This window comes from Streptomyces sp. NPDC087215 (genome assembly GCF_044744885.1).
In the GTDB taxonomy this organism is placed as follows: Bacteria; Actinomycetota; Actinomycetes; order Streptomycetales; family Streptomycetaceae; genus Streptomyces.
The window spans coordinates 465,572-480,630 of sequence record NZ_JBIUZD010000003.1; the positions used below are offsets into that span (position 1 = coordinate 465,572).

At 70.6% G+C, this 15,059-nt stretch carries 10 protein-coding genes, 1 tRNA gene and 1 pseudogene; 6 read left to right on the plus strand and 6 right to left on the minus strand.

Annotated elements, in window-relative coordinates; translation table 11 throughout:
- Nucleotides 1-1,336: 1,336 nt before the first annotated feature.
- On the minus strand, nucleotides 1,337-2,713 hold the full coding sequence (locus ACIO92_RS11615) for an erythromycin esterase family protein (protein ID WP_402279998.1): 1,377 nt from the start codon (nucleotides 2,711-2,713) through the stop codon (nucleotides 1,337-1,339).
- Nucleotides 2,714-3,149: 436 nt separating this feature from the next.
- Nucleotides 3,150-4,652: an MFS transporter gene (locus tag ACIO92_RS11620; RefSeq protein WP_366443456.1), complete on the minus strand. Its 1,503-nt coding sequence runs from the start codon at nucleotides 4,650-4,652 to the stop codon at nucleotides 3,150-3,152.
- A gap of 113 nt (nucleotides 4,653-4,765) precedes the next feature.
- Between ACIO92_RS11620 and ACIO92_RS11625 the strand changes: the two genes are divergently transcribed.
- A complete protein-coding gene (locus ACIO92_RS11625) occupies nucleotides 4,766-5,290 on the plus strand; it encodes a MarR family winged helix-turn-helix transcriptional regulator (protein ID WP_402279996.1) in 525 nt (174 codons plus the stop codon).
- 138 nt (nucleotides 5,291-5,428) lie between these two features.
- On the opposite strand, the gene ACIO92_RS11630 is transcribed toward ACIO92_RS11625, so the two are convergent.
- On the minus strand, nucleotides 5,429-6,790 hold the full coding sequence (locus tag ACIO92_RS11630; RefSeq protein WP_402279994.1) for a DUF1254 domain-containing protein: 1,362 nt from the start codon (nucleotides 6,788-6,790) through the stop codon (nucleotides 5,429-5,431).
- 219 nt (nucleotides 6,791-7,009) lie between these two features.
- Between ACIO92_RS11630 and ACIO92_RS11635 the strand changes: the two genes are divergently transcribed.
- From ACIO92_RS11635 to ACIO92_RS11645, 3 genes and pseudogenes are all read left to right on the plus strand, one after another.
- Nucleotides 7,010-7,687 (plus strand): GAP family protein, encoded by a 678-nt coding sequence (locus ACIO92_RS11635; RefSeq protein WP_366443453.1) that lies wholly within the window; start codon nucleotides 7,010-7,012, stop codon nucleotides 7,685-7,687.
- On the plus strand, nucleotides 7,684-9,420 hold the full coding sequence (locus ACIO92_RS11640; protein WP_402279991.1) for a SulP family inorganic anion transporter: 1,737 nt from the start codon (nucleotides 7,684-7,686) through the stop codon (nucleotides 9,418-9,420). The genes ACIO92_RS11635 and ACIO92_RS11640 overlap by 4 nt, the downstream gene beginning before the upstream one ends.
- A 38-nt stretch (nucleotides 9,421-9,458) precedes the next feature.
- A pseudogene (locus ACIO92_RS11645) lies at nucleotides 9,459-9,650 on the plus strand (HAD family phosphatase); the annotation flags it as partial.
- A 70-nt stretch (nucleotides 9,651-9,720) separates the two neighbouring features.
- Here the strand turns inward: ACIO92_RS11645 and ACIO92_RS11650 are convergent.
- A tRNA-Gly gene (locus tag ACIO92_RS11650) sits at nucleotides 9,721-9,791 on the minus strand.
- A 402-nt stretch (nucleotides 9,792-10,193) separates the two neighbouring features.
- Between ACIO92_RS11650 and dcd the strand changes: the two genes are divergently transcribed.
- Together dcd and ACIO92_RS11660 are read left to right on the plus strand one after the other, a co-directional pair.
- Nucleotides 10,194-10,769, plus strand: coding sequence for a dCTP deaminase (dcd, locus tag ACIO92_RS11655; protein WP_351785576.1), 576 nt, complete (start codon nucleotides 10,194-10,196; stop codon nucleotides 10,767-10,769).
- A 13-nt stretch (nucleotides 10,770-10,782) separates the two neighbouring features.
- On the plus strand, nucleotides 10,783-11,280 hold the full coding sequence (locus ACIO92_RS11660; RefSeq protein WP_366441932.1) for a phosphoribosyltransferase: 498 nt from the start codon (nucleotides 10,783-10,785) through the stop codon (nucleotides 11,278-11,280).
- A 68-nt stretch (nucleotides 11,281-11,348) separates the two neighbouring features.
- Here ACIO92_RS11660 and ACIO92_RS11665 read toward each other — a convergent pair whose 3' ends face one another.
- Nucleotides 11,349-12,392 (minus strand): Yip1 family protein, encoded by a 1,044-nt coding sequence (locus tag ACIO92_RS11665; RefSeq protein WP_366441933.1) that lies wholly within the window; start codon nucleotides 12,390-12,392, stop codon nucleotides 11,349-11,351.
- A gap of 380 nt (nucleotides 12,393-12,772) precedes the next feature.
- Entirely contained in the window at nucleotides 12,773-15,034 is a 2,262-nt protein-coding gene (locus ACIO92_RS11670) for a heterodisulfide reductase-related iron-sulfur binding cluster (RefSeq protein ID WP_366441934.1), read from the minus strand.
- Nucleotides 15,035-15,059: the final 25 nt, after the last annotated feature.

Consider the following 15,059-nt stretch of genomic DNA (forward strand, 5'->3'; position numbering starts at 1 on the left):
TCCCTTGTGGGCAGTACATCGGAATCCGCACTTCACGAACCCCGCGTCGCCGCGATGATGCCCTGACCGGAAAATAATGACCGGAAATACGAAGCACTCCCGTGCGGCGCGAGCCGACCGGATGCGCTTGAAGTCTATGGGTACCAAAACTGCAACCTGCTTCGACAGTACCATGCCCCTGCGATATTTGTGCGTCGAATACCTGCCCCTACCCGGTTCCGGTATGAAATTTCCAGGCGGGGGCTGCGAAATTCTCCATCCTCGGGCACAGATATTCGTGCGACACGAGTGCGATGTGCGCGCGAGGCGAATGGGCGTCCGGGAGGCGGGATCACCCACGGCGCACGGTCGGCGGAGGCCGGGGCCGAGGGATCCGTGACGGCGCCGAAGCGCGGGGCGGCGCGCGAGTGTCCCGCGGTGGCTCCGGGCCGGGCGGAGGGTCGAACCGGCGGGAATGCCGTCGGCTCATGGACCCCTGGAATGAAGCGTCTTTCCGGCAACCCTGTTGCTCCCCAAGGGAGTTGACTGGAAAAAGGTGGGCGATTCCGGGCCCGAGGTGTCCCCCTTGACGGTCTGAGAAGGTCGTGTGCCGCATCCGGCGCGGGCGGTGGAAGCGGTGCGCGGGCGTGCCCGGGGTGCAGGGGTGGCGCCCGGGTCGTACGAGCGGTGAGCGCCGTCCGGCACCCGGAAGTCGTAACCCGCCTTGCCCGGTCGGCGGCTCCGGGGTCCTCAGTACATGCCCCCCATACGTATTTTCCGATCGGCTTCCTGCTCCCCGAGGGCTGGCACCGCGATGAAGCCGGACCCGACCGCTTCGGAACGGGCTCTCCTTCTCGTCTGGCTGATTCCGCTGCTGTGGTCCGTCGCCCTCGGCTCCCGGGGGCTGTCGCGGCAGGGAAGCGGGTGGCGGGACGAACCCGGTCCGATGCGGCGCCGACCACCTCGGAAGGGCCCTGGCCCGAGACGTACGACAGCCGTTCCGGGCGCCCGCGCCCCGGTCCCGCCAGGCGCCCTCCCCGCCCACCGGGACCCCGCACACGCCGGACGTCGTCCGTCGTCCGCCGTCCGCCGTCCGTCGGACGAGTGCTGTTTCCCGTTCCCGAGGACTCGAACGCGGCCCAGGGTGCGGGCACTGACCGCCCGGCTCCTACGGGACCGTGGTCCTACGGGGCCGTGGGCCTCGGAGAGGAGCGCGCGGGCGGCGAGGCGCCGCCCGTCACGGGTGCGGACCCGCGGCGACATGTCCGTACGGCCGACGGCCTCGGTCTCCGTACGACTGCCGCAGCAGCCCCCGGCCTCGGTCTCCGTACGACCGCAGCAGCCCCCGGCCCGGGGCTCACGGCTTGCGGGGTACGGCCACCCGCACCTCGTGGAGGTGGATCAGGACGTCGAAGGCGTGGCCGAGCGCCTGATCGAAGAGGGGGTAGTCGTCGCGGAACTCCGTGCCGATGCTGCGGGTGGGGCGCGCGGTCTCCAGCCAGCCGCGGGCGGCGGGCGCGGCGGCGCGCAGATCGACGTAGAAGTCGCGGTGGCGGACCTTGTCGAGGGTGTGCTCGTTGCTGCCCGGGACGGCGGCGCCGACGGCGAACTTCTTCCATTCGCCGCCGAGGGCGGTGTCCTTGGAGAGGAAGGAGCCCCGGTCGAAGGTCATGCCGATCGGGAGGTAGTCCCGGCCCAGCGCGTCACGGAGGAAGGATCCCTGGGTCTTGGGGTAGTACACGGCTTCCGCGGCGATGAGGCCGAGGTGGTCGTTGTGCGCGGAGACCAGCATCTTGTGGCCGGTGCGCTTCTGCCACCAGAGGATGTTCTGGGTCATGACCCGGTCGCGCATACGCATGAATGCGGGCAGGGTGGCGGAGTCGCCCGGATCGAGGGTCAGGAACTCGGTGGTGTCCGCGATGGAGCGGGCGTTCTGTACGGCCCGGTCGTGGGCTTCCCGGTCCCGGCCGCCCGCCGCGCGGATCAGGTCGAGGACCTGCCGGGCCTGCCCCGCGAGGCGCTGCCGCTCGGCGAGCGGCCTGCCCAGGTAGACGTAGATGTCGTCGATGGGGCGCAGCCCGGTGTAGAGCTCGTCCACCCGGGGCGCCAGCGCGGGGTGGTGCCGCTGGACGTAGCCGGTGATCCGGCCGAAGAAGTCGTCGGTGACGGCGGGGGCGGAGAGGTCGTTGCCGACGAAGTGGACGGTACGGGTGGGGTTGCGCCGGTTGTGCTCGCGCATCCACTGGATGAGGTGGACGAACTCCTCGCGGTCCCAGGGGGAGTTGGCGAGGGTCTCCTCGGCGATCTGCCGGGCGTCGCCCTTGCCGGTCTGGAGGTATTCGTCGATCCGCAGCCCGGCGGCCCAGCTGTACTCCAGGGAGAAGGCGCGGAACCCCTTCTCCTCGACGAGATGGCGGAAGACCCGCTCCTTCATGGCGAAGAACTCGTGGGAGCCGTGATTGGCCTCGCCCAGGCCGACGACCTTCGCGCCGCCGATCATCGCGCCCAGGGCCCGCAGATCGGTGGTCCTCCCGCCGGGTTCGGTGGAGCGCAGCGGGTGGGCGATCCGGTCCAGCTCGCGGACGACGGGATCCTTGGCCGGGGCCGACCGGGCGGCGGCAGGGTCCGGGGCTGCCCGCGCCACCACGGGGGTGAGAGCGGCCCCCGCCGCGATCGTCACCGCGGCGAGCAGAGCGGTCCTGCGGCTGAGCTGCTGTCGGCGATTCCTGGTCATACCCCTGGACTCCTTACGAGTGGGCTTCCGGTGACATGACAGATCCTGGCCCGCGACGCCCCGACAGCGCGCGGGGCCTGACCTCAGTGTTTCCAGGGGGATATCCCCCTACGAACAGCCCCCGGCAGCCCTACGAACAGTCCCCGGCAGCCCTGCGGACAGACCTTGGCCCTCCTGCGAACAGCCCCCGGCAGCCCTCCGGCGGAACGCCCGTCACCTGCCCCTGCCGGGACACCGCCGCCTCTGGCGGAGTACGGCGTACGAGGGAGCGGCGACGGCCCATCTGGGTGCGGACAGGATCGCCTCCAGGACACTTGGGCCGTGTCCTCCGGCTCTTTGTCGCCCGCTGCTCACCGTCCCTGCCCGGCGGGCGGTGGCACGTGCGTCATGACCAGGTCTTCCCGTTCCTGGGCGGTGACCCGGTTCACGGCCGGGTTCATGCGGTGAGGCGCTGCTTCGCTTCGGGGCCGGGGGAAGCGGTGTCGGCGGTGACGCCGTGCTGCTCGTCGTCGGGGCGGCCCCGCCTGGGCAGCAGGAAGGTGATCGCGAGGAACGCCAGCAGCAGGCACGCCTGGACGATCAGCGCGCGGTGGAAGCCGCCCGTGAAGTCACCGGCCTCGGTCCGGGCGAAGAACACCGAGCCGAAGACCGCGACGCCGATGGAGCCGCCGAGGGCCTGCACGGCCGACAGGACGCCGGAGGCGGAGCCGATCTCGTCGTCGTCGACCGCGGCGAGGACGAAGCTGAACAGGGCGGCGATCACCATGCCCGCTCCGACACCCGCCACCGCGACGCCGGGAGCGATGTCCCGGATCGAGAACGAGGCCGGGTCGAGACCGTCCAGCTCGAACCACAGCACGGCCGCACCGGCCAGCTGGACCAGCGGGCCGATCTGCAGCACCCTGCGGCCGATCCTGTCGGCGAGGAACGCGCCGCTGACCGCTCCGCCGATCGCGGTGCCCACGGCGAGCGGCAGATTGCCCAGGCCCGCCTCCCCGGCGGTGAAGTGCCGGCCGATCTGCAGGTACAGGGTGAGCACCAGCTGCGTGCCGATCAGCCCGCCGAAGAACAGGGCGATGCCGCCGAGCCCGACGGTGAAGGCGGGCTTGCGCAGCAGCCCCGGTGTCACCAGCGGTTCACGGCCCGCCGCGGCCGTACGGCGCTGCTGTACGGCGAACAGGCCGAACCCGGCCACGGAAGCGGCCACGCACAGCCACGTCCACAGCGGCCAGCCGTCCTCCTGGCCCTGGTTCAGCGGGAGTACGAGCAGGGCGCAGGCGGCCACGACCAGGGCCGCGCCGATCATGTCGACCCGCACCGTGCGGTCGCCCGGTTTCCTGGGCACGATCTTCGCGGCGACGATCAGCGCCGCGGTGCCGATGGGCAGGTTGACGAGGAACACCGACCGCCAGCCCAGGCCGAAGAAGTCACCCTCGATGAGGAAGCCGCCGAGGACCGGGCCGATGATGCCGCCGAGGCCGAGAACGGGTCCGAAGACCGCGAAGGCCTTGGTGAGTTCGGGCCCGGAGAAGTTCTCCCGCAGCAATCCGAGGCCCTGGGGCAGCAGCATCGCCCCGGCGGTGCCCTGCAGCAGCCTGAAGGCGATCAGCGACTCGATGTTCGGGGCGATCGCGCACAGCAGCGAGGCGGCGGTGAAAGCGGTCAGGCCGATCAGGAACATGCGGCGCCGCCCGTAGCGGTCGCCGAGACGGCCGCCGAGCACGAGCCCGGCGCCCAGGGTGAGGGCGTAGCCGCCGATCACCCACTGCAGGCCGACGGCGCTGGCGCCGAGGGATTCCTCCAGGGCGGGCCCGGCGACGTTGACGATCGAGGCGTCCAGCAGGTCCATGATCTCGGCGACGATCATCACGACCAGGATCAGCCACCGCCATCGGTAGGGCTCGGCGGTCTCGTCGGTGGCCGGGGAAGGGTCGTGCACGCCAGTTACCTCCATGGTGAAGTAATTCCATCATGAAGGTAAAATGGTGGCGGTAGGTTGTCAAAGGCGGGCCGTCGGCACGGGCGGCAGGAGAGAAAGGCGGCGGGGCCTTCATGGAGGAAGCGATGAACGACGGCGTCGCGGCTCAGCGCGAGCGGCTGATGGAAGGGCTGCGGGTCTACGGCGGCCACTACGCCGAGCTCAGCCGCCGCTTCGCCGCCTGGCTGGGCCTGCACTCCACCGACGCGACCGCGGTACTGGAGATCGCCGCCGCCGAAGAGCGCGGCATCCTGCTGTCACCGGCACGGCTGAGCGAGCGCGTCTCCCTGTCCACGGGAGCCACCACCGCGCTCCTCAACCGCCTCGAAGAGGCCGGGCACATCACCCGCACCCGCGAACACTCCGACCGGCGCGTCATCACCCTGCGCGGCGGCGCGCACATCCAGGAGCGGGCGGACGAGTTCTTCGGCCCGCTCGCCCACCGCCTCGACACCGCGATGTCCCACTACCCGGCGGAACTCCTCGAACGGTTCGAGTCGTTCATCGCCGACCTGAACTCCACCATGGACGCCCACCTCGCCGAGCGTCCCGCGGCTCCACCGAGGCCCCCCGACACCGCCGACGGAAAGCCTCACTAGGGCCGCAGCGGTTGTCTTTCCGGATCGATGGTTCACGCGGACTCAGGCGGGACGGCCACGGGCCGCTCAAGGAGCGGCTCGTGGCCTGGCGCGACGACACGACGCAGGGGGAGGCCCAATGACCGCCGCCGCGTTCGCTCAGCGGTCGACGCGGACGACGGCCGGGGGCGCGTAGCGGCCGGTGAGGATGTCGGGGGTGGGCAGGTACTGGCGCAGGATGAGGCGGAACAGGACGCCGGGTTCGGTGGTGGGGAGCCAGTTGGACTCCTTCTCCGGGCCGGGGTTCTCGCGCTGGAGGTAGAGGGTGAGGGAGCCGTCGGGACCGTAGGTGAGGTCCTTGGTGAGGCTGCCGAGGTGGTAGCGGCCGATCGGGTTCTCGACGAGGAAGCCCTGCGGGTTGAGGTACATGGTCACCGACCAGAAGGCGTCCACGGGCGGGAAGTCGTCGGGGCCGAAGCGGAGTTCGTAGCGGTGCTCGCCGGAGAGCGGGTCGCCGTCGCCGTCGAGGATGGCGCCGATGTAGTACGCCTCCTTCGCGCTGTTGGCGAGCAGACCGACCTGGGCGATCTCCAGGCGGGAGAAGTAGTCGGTGCCCCAGTCTCCGATGGTGTCGACGTCGACCATGACCCAGCCGTTGCGGGACGGGCCGGCGAAAGGCATGTCCGCGTACAGGTCGCGCAGTCCGTCGGCGACCGCCCGCCGCAGGCCGTCGACGGCTGCGGGGCGGAGCCGGGAGGCGTCGAAGGGGTGGTGCGGGGTGATGCCGATGCGGGCGATCAGGCCGAGGACGCCGTGGTCGGCGGCCGGGGGCGGGCTCGCGCTCAGACAGTCGGCGAGCATGTGGTAGTAGTCCAGCGGGTCGCCGCCCTCGCCCCGCCAGTCGCGGGCCGGCGGGTTGACCGAGGGGTCGGGCTTGGGGGTGGCGGGGTCGGCGGGGCGCAGGGCGATCCGCTTCTGCAGGGCCACGGCGGCGGGGACGTCGTCGTCGAGGATCGTGACGCGGGCCAGGAGACAGATCAGGGGGGTGGGGGCGGTGACGACCCGGGTGATGCCGTCGGGGACGGTGCCGCGCCAGCCGGGCCCGGCCAGCAGGTAGTCGCCGCCGGTGGTGTCGCCCGTGCGCGTACCGACGTAGCCGAAGCTGTTGGTGTACATGTCCAGGAGCTGGACGGTGAAGTAGCGGTCGGTGACGGGCGGGACGGTGAGGACCACCGCGCCGCCGGACAGGTCGACGAAAGTACGTGAGTACGGGGCGTCGACGATCGGCGTGACGAAGTACGTGTCCTTCGGCTCCGCCCGGCGCGGGGTGTGGTGGATCTCGTTGATCGCGCCGAGGTGCGTCGGGGCGGACGCGTCGACGTGCCACTCCCACAGGCTGCGGTGCATCTCCAGGAGCGGGAAGCCGTAGCGGAAGGCCGCCATGCCGAGCCAGTACCCCTCGTCGGCCCGTGCCTTCTCGTGGGCCGTGGCGATCTGCTGCTTCAACGTCTGCGCGTCCATGCGGACTCCGATCCGGTACACCAGGAGGGGGCGCAAGCCATACAACGGTCATCTCATTCCGTTGGGTCCGCAACCGCGGTCCGCGACCGTGGGGCGGCCGGGGAGGGGTGTCACCCGTTCGGCCCCGCCGCCGTTGCGGCCCCCTGAGCTGGCGGAAAGGCTCGGGCACACCGCCTGCCGTGGCGGGGGTGGAGCAGGGCCGGTACGGAGGAGGCAGCGATGGGTGACGCCGTCGGACAGATGCTGGTGTCGGCGGTGGGCATCGCCATCAGCCCCCTTCCTCTGATCGCGGTGGTGCTGATGCTGGCCACCCCGCGCGGCAGGGTCAACGGCACGGCGTTCACGCTGGGCTGGATGCTCACGCTCGGAGTGATCACCACCGCAGTCGTCCTCGTCGGCTCGGGCGCCGGCGCCGACGACGGAGGCACACCCGCCGACTGGACGTACTGGCTCAAGCTCGCGCTCGGCGTGCTCTTCCTGCTCATGGGCGCCAAACAGTGGAAGGACCGCCCGAGGGAGGGACAGGAGCACACGTTGCCCGGCTGGATGCGGGCGATCGACCGCTTCACCCCGGGCAAGGCGGTCGGCCTCGCGGCCCTGCTGTCCGGCGCCAACCCGAAGAACCTCGTCCTCGCGGTCGGCGGCGCGGCCTCCATCGCGAGCAGCCCGGCGAGCGGCGGCGGCAAGGCCGTCGCCGGCGTCCTGTTCGTCCTGATCGGCTCGGCCTGCGTCCTGCTGCCCCTGCTCGTGTACGTCGTCGGCGGCAGCAGGTCGGCCGCGGTGCTCGGCGGCTGGAAGACGTGGATGGGCGAGCACAACAGCGCGATCATGACGGTGGTCCTCGTCGTGCTCGGCGCCAAGTACGCGGGAGACGCGATCAGCGGACTCGCCTCGTGAAGTTCCCCCGCTCGTGGCGCGGGCGGAAGCGGAGCCTCGGCCGCCCGAAGCCCGCGGACGTGGGTTCCGGGCTGGTGACGGGGCTCTTCTCGATCCCGGAGGGCATGGCCTACGCGGCGATCGCCGGTTTCAACCCGGTCGCCGGCCTCTACGCGGGCGTGGTCCCGGCGATCGTCGGCTCCCTGACCTCCCGGACCGTCCTCATGGTCACCACCCTGACGAGCGCACTCGCGCTCACCTCGCAGAGCGTGCTCTCGGACGCCGGCCTCGACTCGAAGGACGCGGGGAACGTCGCCGCCCTGACCCTCATGGCGGGCGTGGTCATGCTCCTGATGGGCGTGCTGCGGCTGGGCGTGGTGATGAGCTTCGTCTCCAACGCCGTCATGACCGGTTTCTCCACCGGCATCGCCCTCCAGATCATCACCGGCGTCCTCAAGGACGCCACCGGCTACAAACCCGAGGGCCACAACCGCCTCGTCCAACTCGGCGACTGGCTCGCCCACCTCGGCGACTGGCAGCTCGCCACGACCCTCGTGGCCGTCGCCACGATCACCGTCTGGGCGGCCACCCGTCTCGTAGGACGACTGGAACCGGTTGCCCTGCTCGTCGCCATGGTCGCCGCCTCGGGGGCCGTCGCCCTGCTCGGCACCGACGTCGAACTCGTCGGCGGCATCGCCCACATCCCCGCCGCCCTCCCCGGCTTCTCCGCCCCCGACCTGTCCGCCGTTCCCCACCTGCTCGGCGGCGCTGTCGCGGTCGCGCTCGTCGGCCTCGCGCAGGCGGCGAGCATCGGCCCGTCCGTCCCCAACCCCGACGGCTCGAAGTCCTCCGTCAACGGCGACTTCGCCGCCCAGGGCCTTGCCAACCTCGCCGGCGGCCTCTTCCAGTCACTGCCCTCCGGCGGATCCCTCTCCCGTACCGGCGTCGCGGTCTCCGCCGGCGCACGCACCCGCTGGGCCGGCATCTTCTCCGGCGTCCTGCTCGCCCTGATCGTCCTCGTCTGCGCCCCACTCGCCGAACACATCCCCATGCCCGTCATCGGCGGCCTGATCCTCGTCGTCGGCGGCGAGCTGATCTGGGGCAAGCGCCACGACGTCCTGTTGGTGCTCCGCACCTCCCGCCTGTCGTCGGCGGCGATGATCGTCACCTTCCTGGCCACCACGCAGCTTCCGCTCCAGCGGGCGATCGTCCTCGGCGCCGTCCTCTCCCTGCTCCTGTACTGCGTCCAGGCCGCCCGCCGCGCCCGCCTGGTCGCCCTCGTTCCCGACGGCCGGGGCCGCTGGCATCCCGGAGACGTCCCGGCGAGCCTGCCGCCCGGCGAGGTCACCGTCCTCTACTACGACGGCGTCGGCTTCTTCGCCGAACTCCCCGGCATCGAGAGGACGCTGCCGCCCACCGACCACGCCCGCGGAGCCGTGCTGATCCTGGTCATGCGCGGTGTCCCCGACGTGCCGTCGTCCACCATGACCAGGGTCCTGCGCCGCCACGCCCACGACCTCCGCCGGTCGGGCGGCCGACTGATCCTCTCCGGCGTGGAACCGGGCCTCGCCCGCGCACTGAAAGCCGCCGCTCTCGACCGGGACCTCGGCCCCGACGGCATCCTCCCGGCAGGCGGCGCCCTCTTCGCCCCCCTCGACCAGGCCCTGGCTACCGCGCGCGCATGGATCACCGCAGCAGAGAACCCGAACCGGCATGATCCGCAGGACGGACCGGAGCGACCGGTAAGGCCCTGACCGCGGTCACCCGACGGGCCGTAGCCTCCAACGGCCGGATGCCGCACAGGACTGATGTCTCCGACAGGCGCGGCCAGATCCTCGACTCCGCCGGGGTGCTCACCGCCAGCCCGATCGACGTCCACCGCGCCTGGCGCGTGCCGGAAGGGCTGGCTCCGGGCGCGTGGCGCAGCACTCTCAGCGATCACCCCGAGGGCCGACGTCTGTACGCGGCTCTGGAGATCGGGGAGGGCACGGCAGGACCCAAGAGGTCTAGACAACAACGAAGCCCCGGGTCGCTGACCCGGGGCTTCGTAGAAGAGCGGATGACGGGAATCGAACCCGCGCTATAAGCTTGGGAAGCTCATGTTCTACCATTAAACTACATCCGCGTAGCGGACGGGTGATCCGTGCCGCATCGTTGCACACTGTACCCCATGCGCCACTTGAGTCGAAGCTCGTGGTTTTTCGGGTGCGGAGTGCCGTGCTGGAGGGTGTCCCGTTGATCCCCTAATGTGGCTTCTCGTCCACCACATGTGTAGGGGAAGGGACTTGATGGGTCCGATGGAGCGCACCGTCGTCCGTTGTGCCGAGGGGCACGTGTTCAGTACCGCTTCGTTCCCGCTTCAGCAGCTCGGGGCCGGGCGGCTCGGGCCGGGGCGGCTCGTCCGGTGTCCGAGGTGTGCGCGGCTGCGGAATGCCGTGCCCGTGGAGGCCGGGCGGCGCTGACGGTGGCCGGGGCGCGGGCGAATGCCGATTGGGGCAGGTCCGCGCCCTCTGCGTATCGTGGGGACGTGCTTCTCTCAGACAAGGACATCCGGGCCGAGATCGATGCCGGACGGGTGCGCATCGACCCGTACGACGAATCCATGGTGCAGCCCTCGAGCATCGACGTGAGGCTTGACCGCTTCTTCCGGGTGTTCGAGAACCACCGGTACCCCCACATCGACCCCGCCGTCGAGCAGCTGGACCTCACCCGTGAGGTCGAGCCGGAGGGCGACGAGGCGTTCATCCTGCATCCCGGCGAGTTCGTGCTCGCCTCCACCTACGAGGTCATCGGCCTCCCCGACGACATCGCCTCCCGGCTGGAGGGGAAGAGCTCCCTCGGGCGGCTCGGGCTCGTCACGCACTCCACCGCCGGGTTCATCGACCCCGGCTTCTCCGGTCACGTGACCCTGGAGCTGTCGAACCTCGCCACCCTGCCGATCAAGCTCTGGCCGGGGATGAAGATCGGGCAGCTGTGCATGTTCCGGCTCAGCTCGCCCGCCGAGTTCCCGTACGGCAGCGAGCGGTACGGCTCCCGGTACCAGGGCCAGCGGGGGCCGACGGCCTCCCGTTCCTTCCTGAACTTCCATCGGACCCAGGTGTGAGGCGGTCGCAGACATGAGTGACGTACGCGAGAACCTGACGTACGAGGGATTCGGGCGGGCGGTCCGCGAGCTGGCGCAGGCCATCGCCGACGACGGCTACGAGCCGGACATCGTGCTCTCCATCGCCCGTGGCGGCGTCTTCGTCGCCGGTGGTCTGGCCTACGCCCTGGACTGCAAGAACATCCACCTGGTGAACGTGGAGTTCTACACCGGTGTGGGCACCACCCTGGAGATGCCGGTCATGCTGGCGCCGGTGCCGAACGCGATCGACTTCAGCGACAAGAAGGTGCTGATCGCCGACGACGTCGCCGACACCGGCAAGACCCTCAAGCTCGTCCACGACTTCTGTGTCGACCATGTCGCCGAGGTCCGCTCGGCCGTCGTCTACGAGAAGTCCCACTCCCTCGTGAAGTGCGAGTACGTGTGGAAGAAGACCGACGAGTGGATCAACTTCCCCTGGTCGGTCGAGCCGCCCGTCGTCCGGCGCGAGGGCCAGATCCTCGACGCCTGAGCCGCTGAGCGGTACGGAGAAGGCCCCCGCCGGGCGTCGGCGGGGGCCTTTCCTCGTATCGCGTGCTCCTACAGCGTGCCCAGCTTGATCAGGCTCAGCAGGGCCACCAGCTGGATCGCCGACGCGCCCAGGGCCTTGGGCCACGGCAGGTCGTGCGAGCGGCTGATCATCAGGGTGAAGAGCGCGCCCGCCGCCAGCCAGGTCAGCCAGCCGATCACCTGGACCAGGCCGTTCTCGCCGCCCAGGAAGAGCGCGAAGACCAGGCGCGGGGCGTCCGTGATCGACATGATCAGCATGGAGAGGCCCACGGTCGGCTGCCAGGCGCCGTCGCCGCCGAGCTGACGGGCGAGGGTGTGCGTGACCGCGCCGAGGATGAGCCCGCCGAGGACGAAGCCCGTGGCGGTCATCAGGACGTACGGGACGGCCGTCGACAGGGTCGCGTTGATCGCCTCTTCGCGCGCCTTGTCGAAGCCGAAGATCGCGAGGAGCCCGTAGAGGAAGGTGACGACCAGCGCCGGGCCCCAGACGGCGTGGTCCCGCATCTGGAGGAAGGTGTCCGCCGGGCGCAGCACGATGCCGCTCAGGAGGCCCTTCCAGGGGAGCCGGGGGCCCGTGGGGACGGGGGCGGCGGGGGGCGCGGCCTGCCCGTAGGGGTCGTCGACGCTGAACATCTGGGTGTGACCCGGATTGTTCGCGGCGGCGGCGCCGGGGTGCTGCTGCCCGTAGGGGTCCCCGAAGTACTCGGGTTCGTCGTACGGCTGCCCGCCGTGCCCGCCCTGGGAACGGTCGCCGTACGGGGGCTGTCCGCCCCGGCCGCCACGCCCGTCCTGCCCGCGGTACGGGGGCTGTCCGCCGTAGGGCTGCTGCCCGTGCCCGCCCTGGGACCGGCCCCCGTACGGCTGGCCGCCCCGCTGCTGGCCTTCGTACGGCCTGCCGCCGTCCTGCGGGTGTCCGCCCTGCTGTCCGTACGGGGCCTGGCCCCGGCCCTGGCCCTGCTCGGGCCACTGCTGCTGCGGGTACGGCGGCGGGGCCGCCTGGTGCCCGTAAGGGGCCTGCTGCGGTTGCTGCGGGTCGCGGTTGTCCCGGCCGCGTCCGTTCCTGAATCCAGCCACGTCAAGGAACGTACCCGCTCCCGGTGCCTCCGTGCTCCTCCGCGTCCGGGTTGCCACGGAGCTGTGACATCCCCTAGGGGATGGTCAGGGACCTCCCTGGGGCCTCCCGAGGGCGTTTCGAGGGCGTTCCTGTCGGTCCCGGTCGGTCCCCGTGGGTCCCGTTCAGTATCGGTCGGTCCCGGTCGGTCCCCGTCGCTCCCGTTCAGTACCGGTCGGTCCGAGGGGCATCCCGGTGCCGGCCGCGACCCCGGTCCGACCGGGACCGGCCCCGGCACCCGCCCCGACGGCCGAAGGGCCGCCCCGCGCGATGTGCGCGGGGCGGCCCTTCCGTGTTCTTGGCGTTCCTGGCCTTCCTGGCCTTCCTGGCTCGGAGCGTCGGCTCAGACCGCCGGCTCGGGCTCCGGCTCCGGGTCCTCGGCGGGCTCCGGGTCGGCCGGGGTCCTGACCGATTCGAGGAGCAGCTGGGCGACGTCCACGACCTGGACGGACTCCTTGGCCTTGCCGTCGTTCTTCTTGCCGTTGACCGAGTCGGTCAGCATGACCAGGCAGAACGGGCAGGCGGTGGAGACGATGTCCGGGTTGAGGGACAGGGCCTCGTCGACGCGCTCGTTGTTGATGCGCTTGCCGATCCGCTCCTCCATCCACATCCGGGCACCACCGGCGCCGCAGCAGAAGCCGCGCTCCTTGTGGCGGTGCATCTCCTGCTGGCGCAGCCCGGGGACGGCGGACATGATCTCGCGCGGCGGCGTGTAGACCTTGTTGTGACGGCCCAGGTAGCAGGGGTCGTGGTAGGTGATGAGGCCCTCGACCGGGGTCACCGGGACCAGCCTGCCCTCGTCGATGAGGTGCTGGAGCAGCTGGGTGTGGTGGATGACCTCGTACTCGCCGCCGAGCTGCGGGTACTCGTTGGCGATGGTGTTGAAGCAGTGCGGGCAGGTCGAGACGATCTTCTTCGCCGACTTCGGCTTCTTCGTCGACTCGTCCTCGTCGTCCTCGCCGAACGCCATGTTCAGCATGGCGACGTTCTCCTGGCCGAGCTGCTGGAACAGCGGCTCGTTGCCCAGGCGGCGCGGGGAGTCACCGGTGCACTTCTCGTCGCCGCCCATGATCGCGAACTTGACGCCCGCGATGTGGAGGAGTTCGGCGAAGGCCCTGGTGGTCTTCTTGGCGCGGTCTTCGAGGGCGCCCGCGCAGCCGACCCAGTACAGGTAGTCGACCTCGCTGAGGTCCTCGATGTCCTTGCCGACGATCGGGACCTCGAAGTCGACCTCCTTGGTCCACTCGACGCGCTGCTTCTTCGCCAGGCCCCAGGGGTTGCCCTTCTTCTCCAGGTTCTTGAGCATCGTGCCCGCCTCGGACGGGAACGCGGACTCGATCATCACCTGGTAGCGGCGCATGTCGACGATGTGGTCGATGTGCTCGATGTCCACCGGGCACTGCTCGACGCAGGCGCCGCAGGTGGTGCAGGACCACAGGACGTCGGGGTCGATGACGCCGTTCTCCTCGGCGGTGCCGATGAGGGGGCGCTCGGCCTCCGCGAGGGCGGCGGCGGGAACGTCCTTGAGCTGTTCCTCGGACGCCTTCTCCTCGCCCTCCGGCGTCTTGCCGCCGCCCGCGAGCAGGTACGGGGCCTTGGCGTGCGCGTGGTCGCGCAGCGACATGACGAGGAGCTTGGGGGAGAGCGGCTTGCCGGTGTTCCAGGCGGGGCACTGCGACTGGCAGCGCCCGCACTCGGTACAGGTGGAGAAGTCGAGGAGGCCCTTCCAGGAGAACTGCTCGACCTGGGAGACGCCGAAGACGGCGTCCTCCGCCGGGTCCTCCCAGTCGATCTCCTGGCCGCCGGTGGTCATCGGCAGGAGCCCGCCGAGCGCGGTGGCGCCGTCCGCGTTGCGCTTGAACCAGATGTTCGGGAAGCCGAGGAAGCGGTGCCAGGCGACGCCCATGTTGGTGTTCAGCGAGACCACGATCATCCAGATGAACGAGGTGCTGATCTTCACCATGGCGGTGAAGTAGATCAGGGTCTGCAGGGTGCCGACGCTCAGGCCCTCGAAGGCCAGGACCAGGGGGTACGAGGCGAAGTAGGCCGCCTCGTAGCCCTCGACGTGGTGGATCGCGCCCTCCAGGCCGCGCAGCACGTAGATGGCGAGGCCGATGGTGAGGATCACGTACTCGACGAAGTACGCCTGGCCCGCCTTGGAACCGGCGAAGCGGGACTTGCGGCCTGCCCGGCCCGGGAGGCTCAGCAGCCGGACGGCCATCAGCACGGCGATGCCGAGGATCGTCATCACGCCGATGAACTCGATGTACAGCTCGAACGGCAGGAAGCCGCCGATGACCGGCAGCGTCCAGTCCGCCCGGAAGAGCTGGCCGAACGCCTGGGCCAGGGTGGGCGGCAGGGTCAGGAAGCCCACGGCGACGAACCAGTGGGCGAAGCCGACGATGCCCCAGCGGTTCATGCGCGTGTGGCCGAGGAACTCCCGGACGAGCGTCACGCTCCGCTGGTAGGGGTTGTCGGTCCGGCTGCCAGCGGGGACGGGCTGTCCCAGCTTGAAGTACCGGACGAACTGGCCGACGGCGCGAGCGAGCAGAGCAACGCCGACCACGGTCAGGGTCAGCGACACGATGATCGCGGCGAGTTGCATGAAGGGCTCCTCGGGCGGGCCTACT

What these genes read in the sequence shown, in the direction of transcription:
- ACIO92_RS11635 (WP_366443453.1), top strand. Translation starts at nt 7,010, where the DNA reads ATGGGTGACGCCGTCGGACAGATGCTGGTGTCGGCGGTGGGCATCGCC.
- ACIO92_RS11625 (WP_402279996.1), top strand. Translation starts at nt 4,766, where the DNA reads ATGGAGGAAGCGATGAACGACGGCGTCGCGGCTCAGCGCGAGCGGCTG.
- ACIO92_RS11615 (WP_402279998.1), bottom strand. Translation starts at nt 2,713, where the DNA reads ATGACCAGGAATCGCCGACAGCAGCTCAGCCGCAGGACCGCTCTGCTC.
- ACIO92_RS11630 (WP_402279994.1), bottom strand. Translation starts at nt 6,790, where the DNA reads ATGGACGCGCAGACGTTGAAGCAGCAGATCGCCACGGCCCACGAGAAG.
- ACIO92_RS11670 (WP_366441934.1), bottom strand. Translation starts at nt 15,034, where the DNA reads ATGCAACTCGCCGCGATCATCGTGTCGCTGACCCTGACCGTGGTCGGC.
- ACIO92_RS11660 (WP_366441932.1), top strand. Translation starts at nt 10,783, where the DNA reads ATGAGTGACGTACGCGAGAACCTGACGTACGAGGGATTCGGGCGGGCG.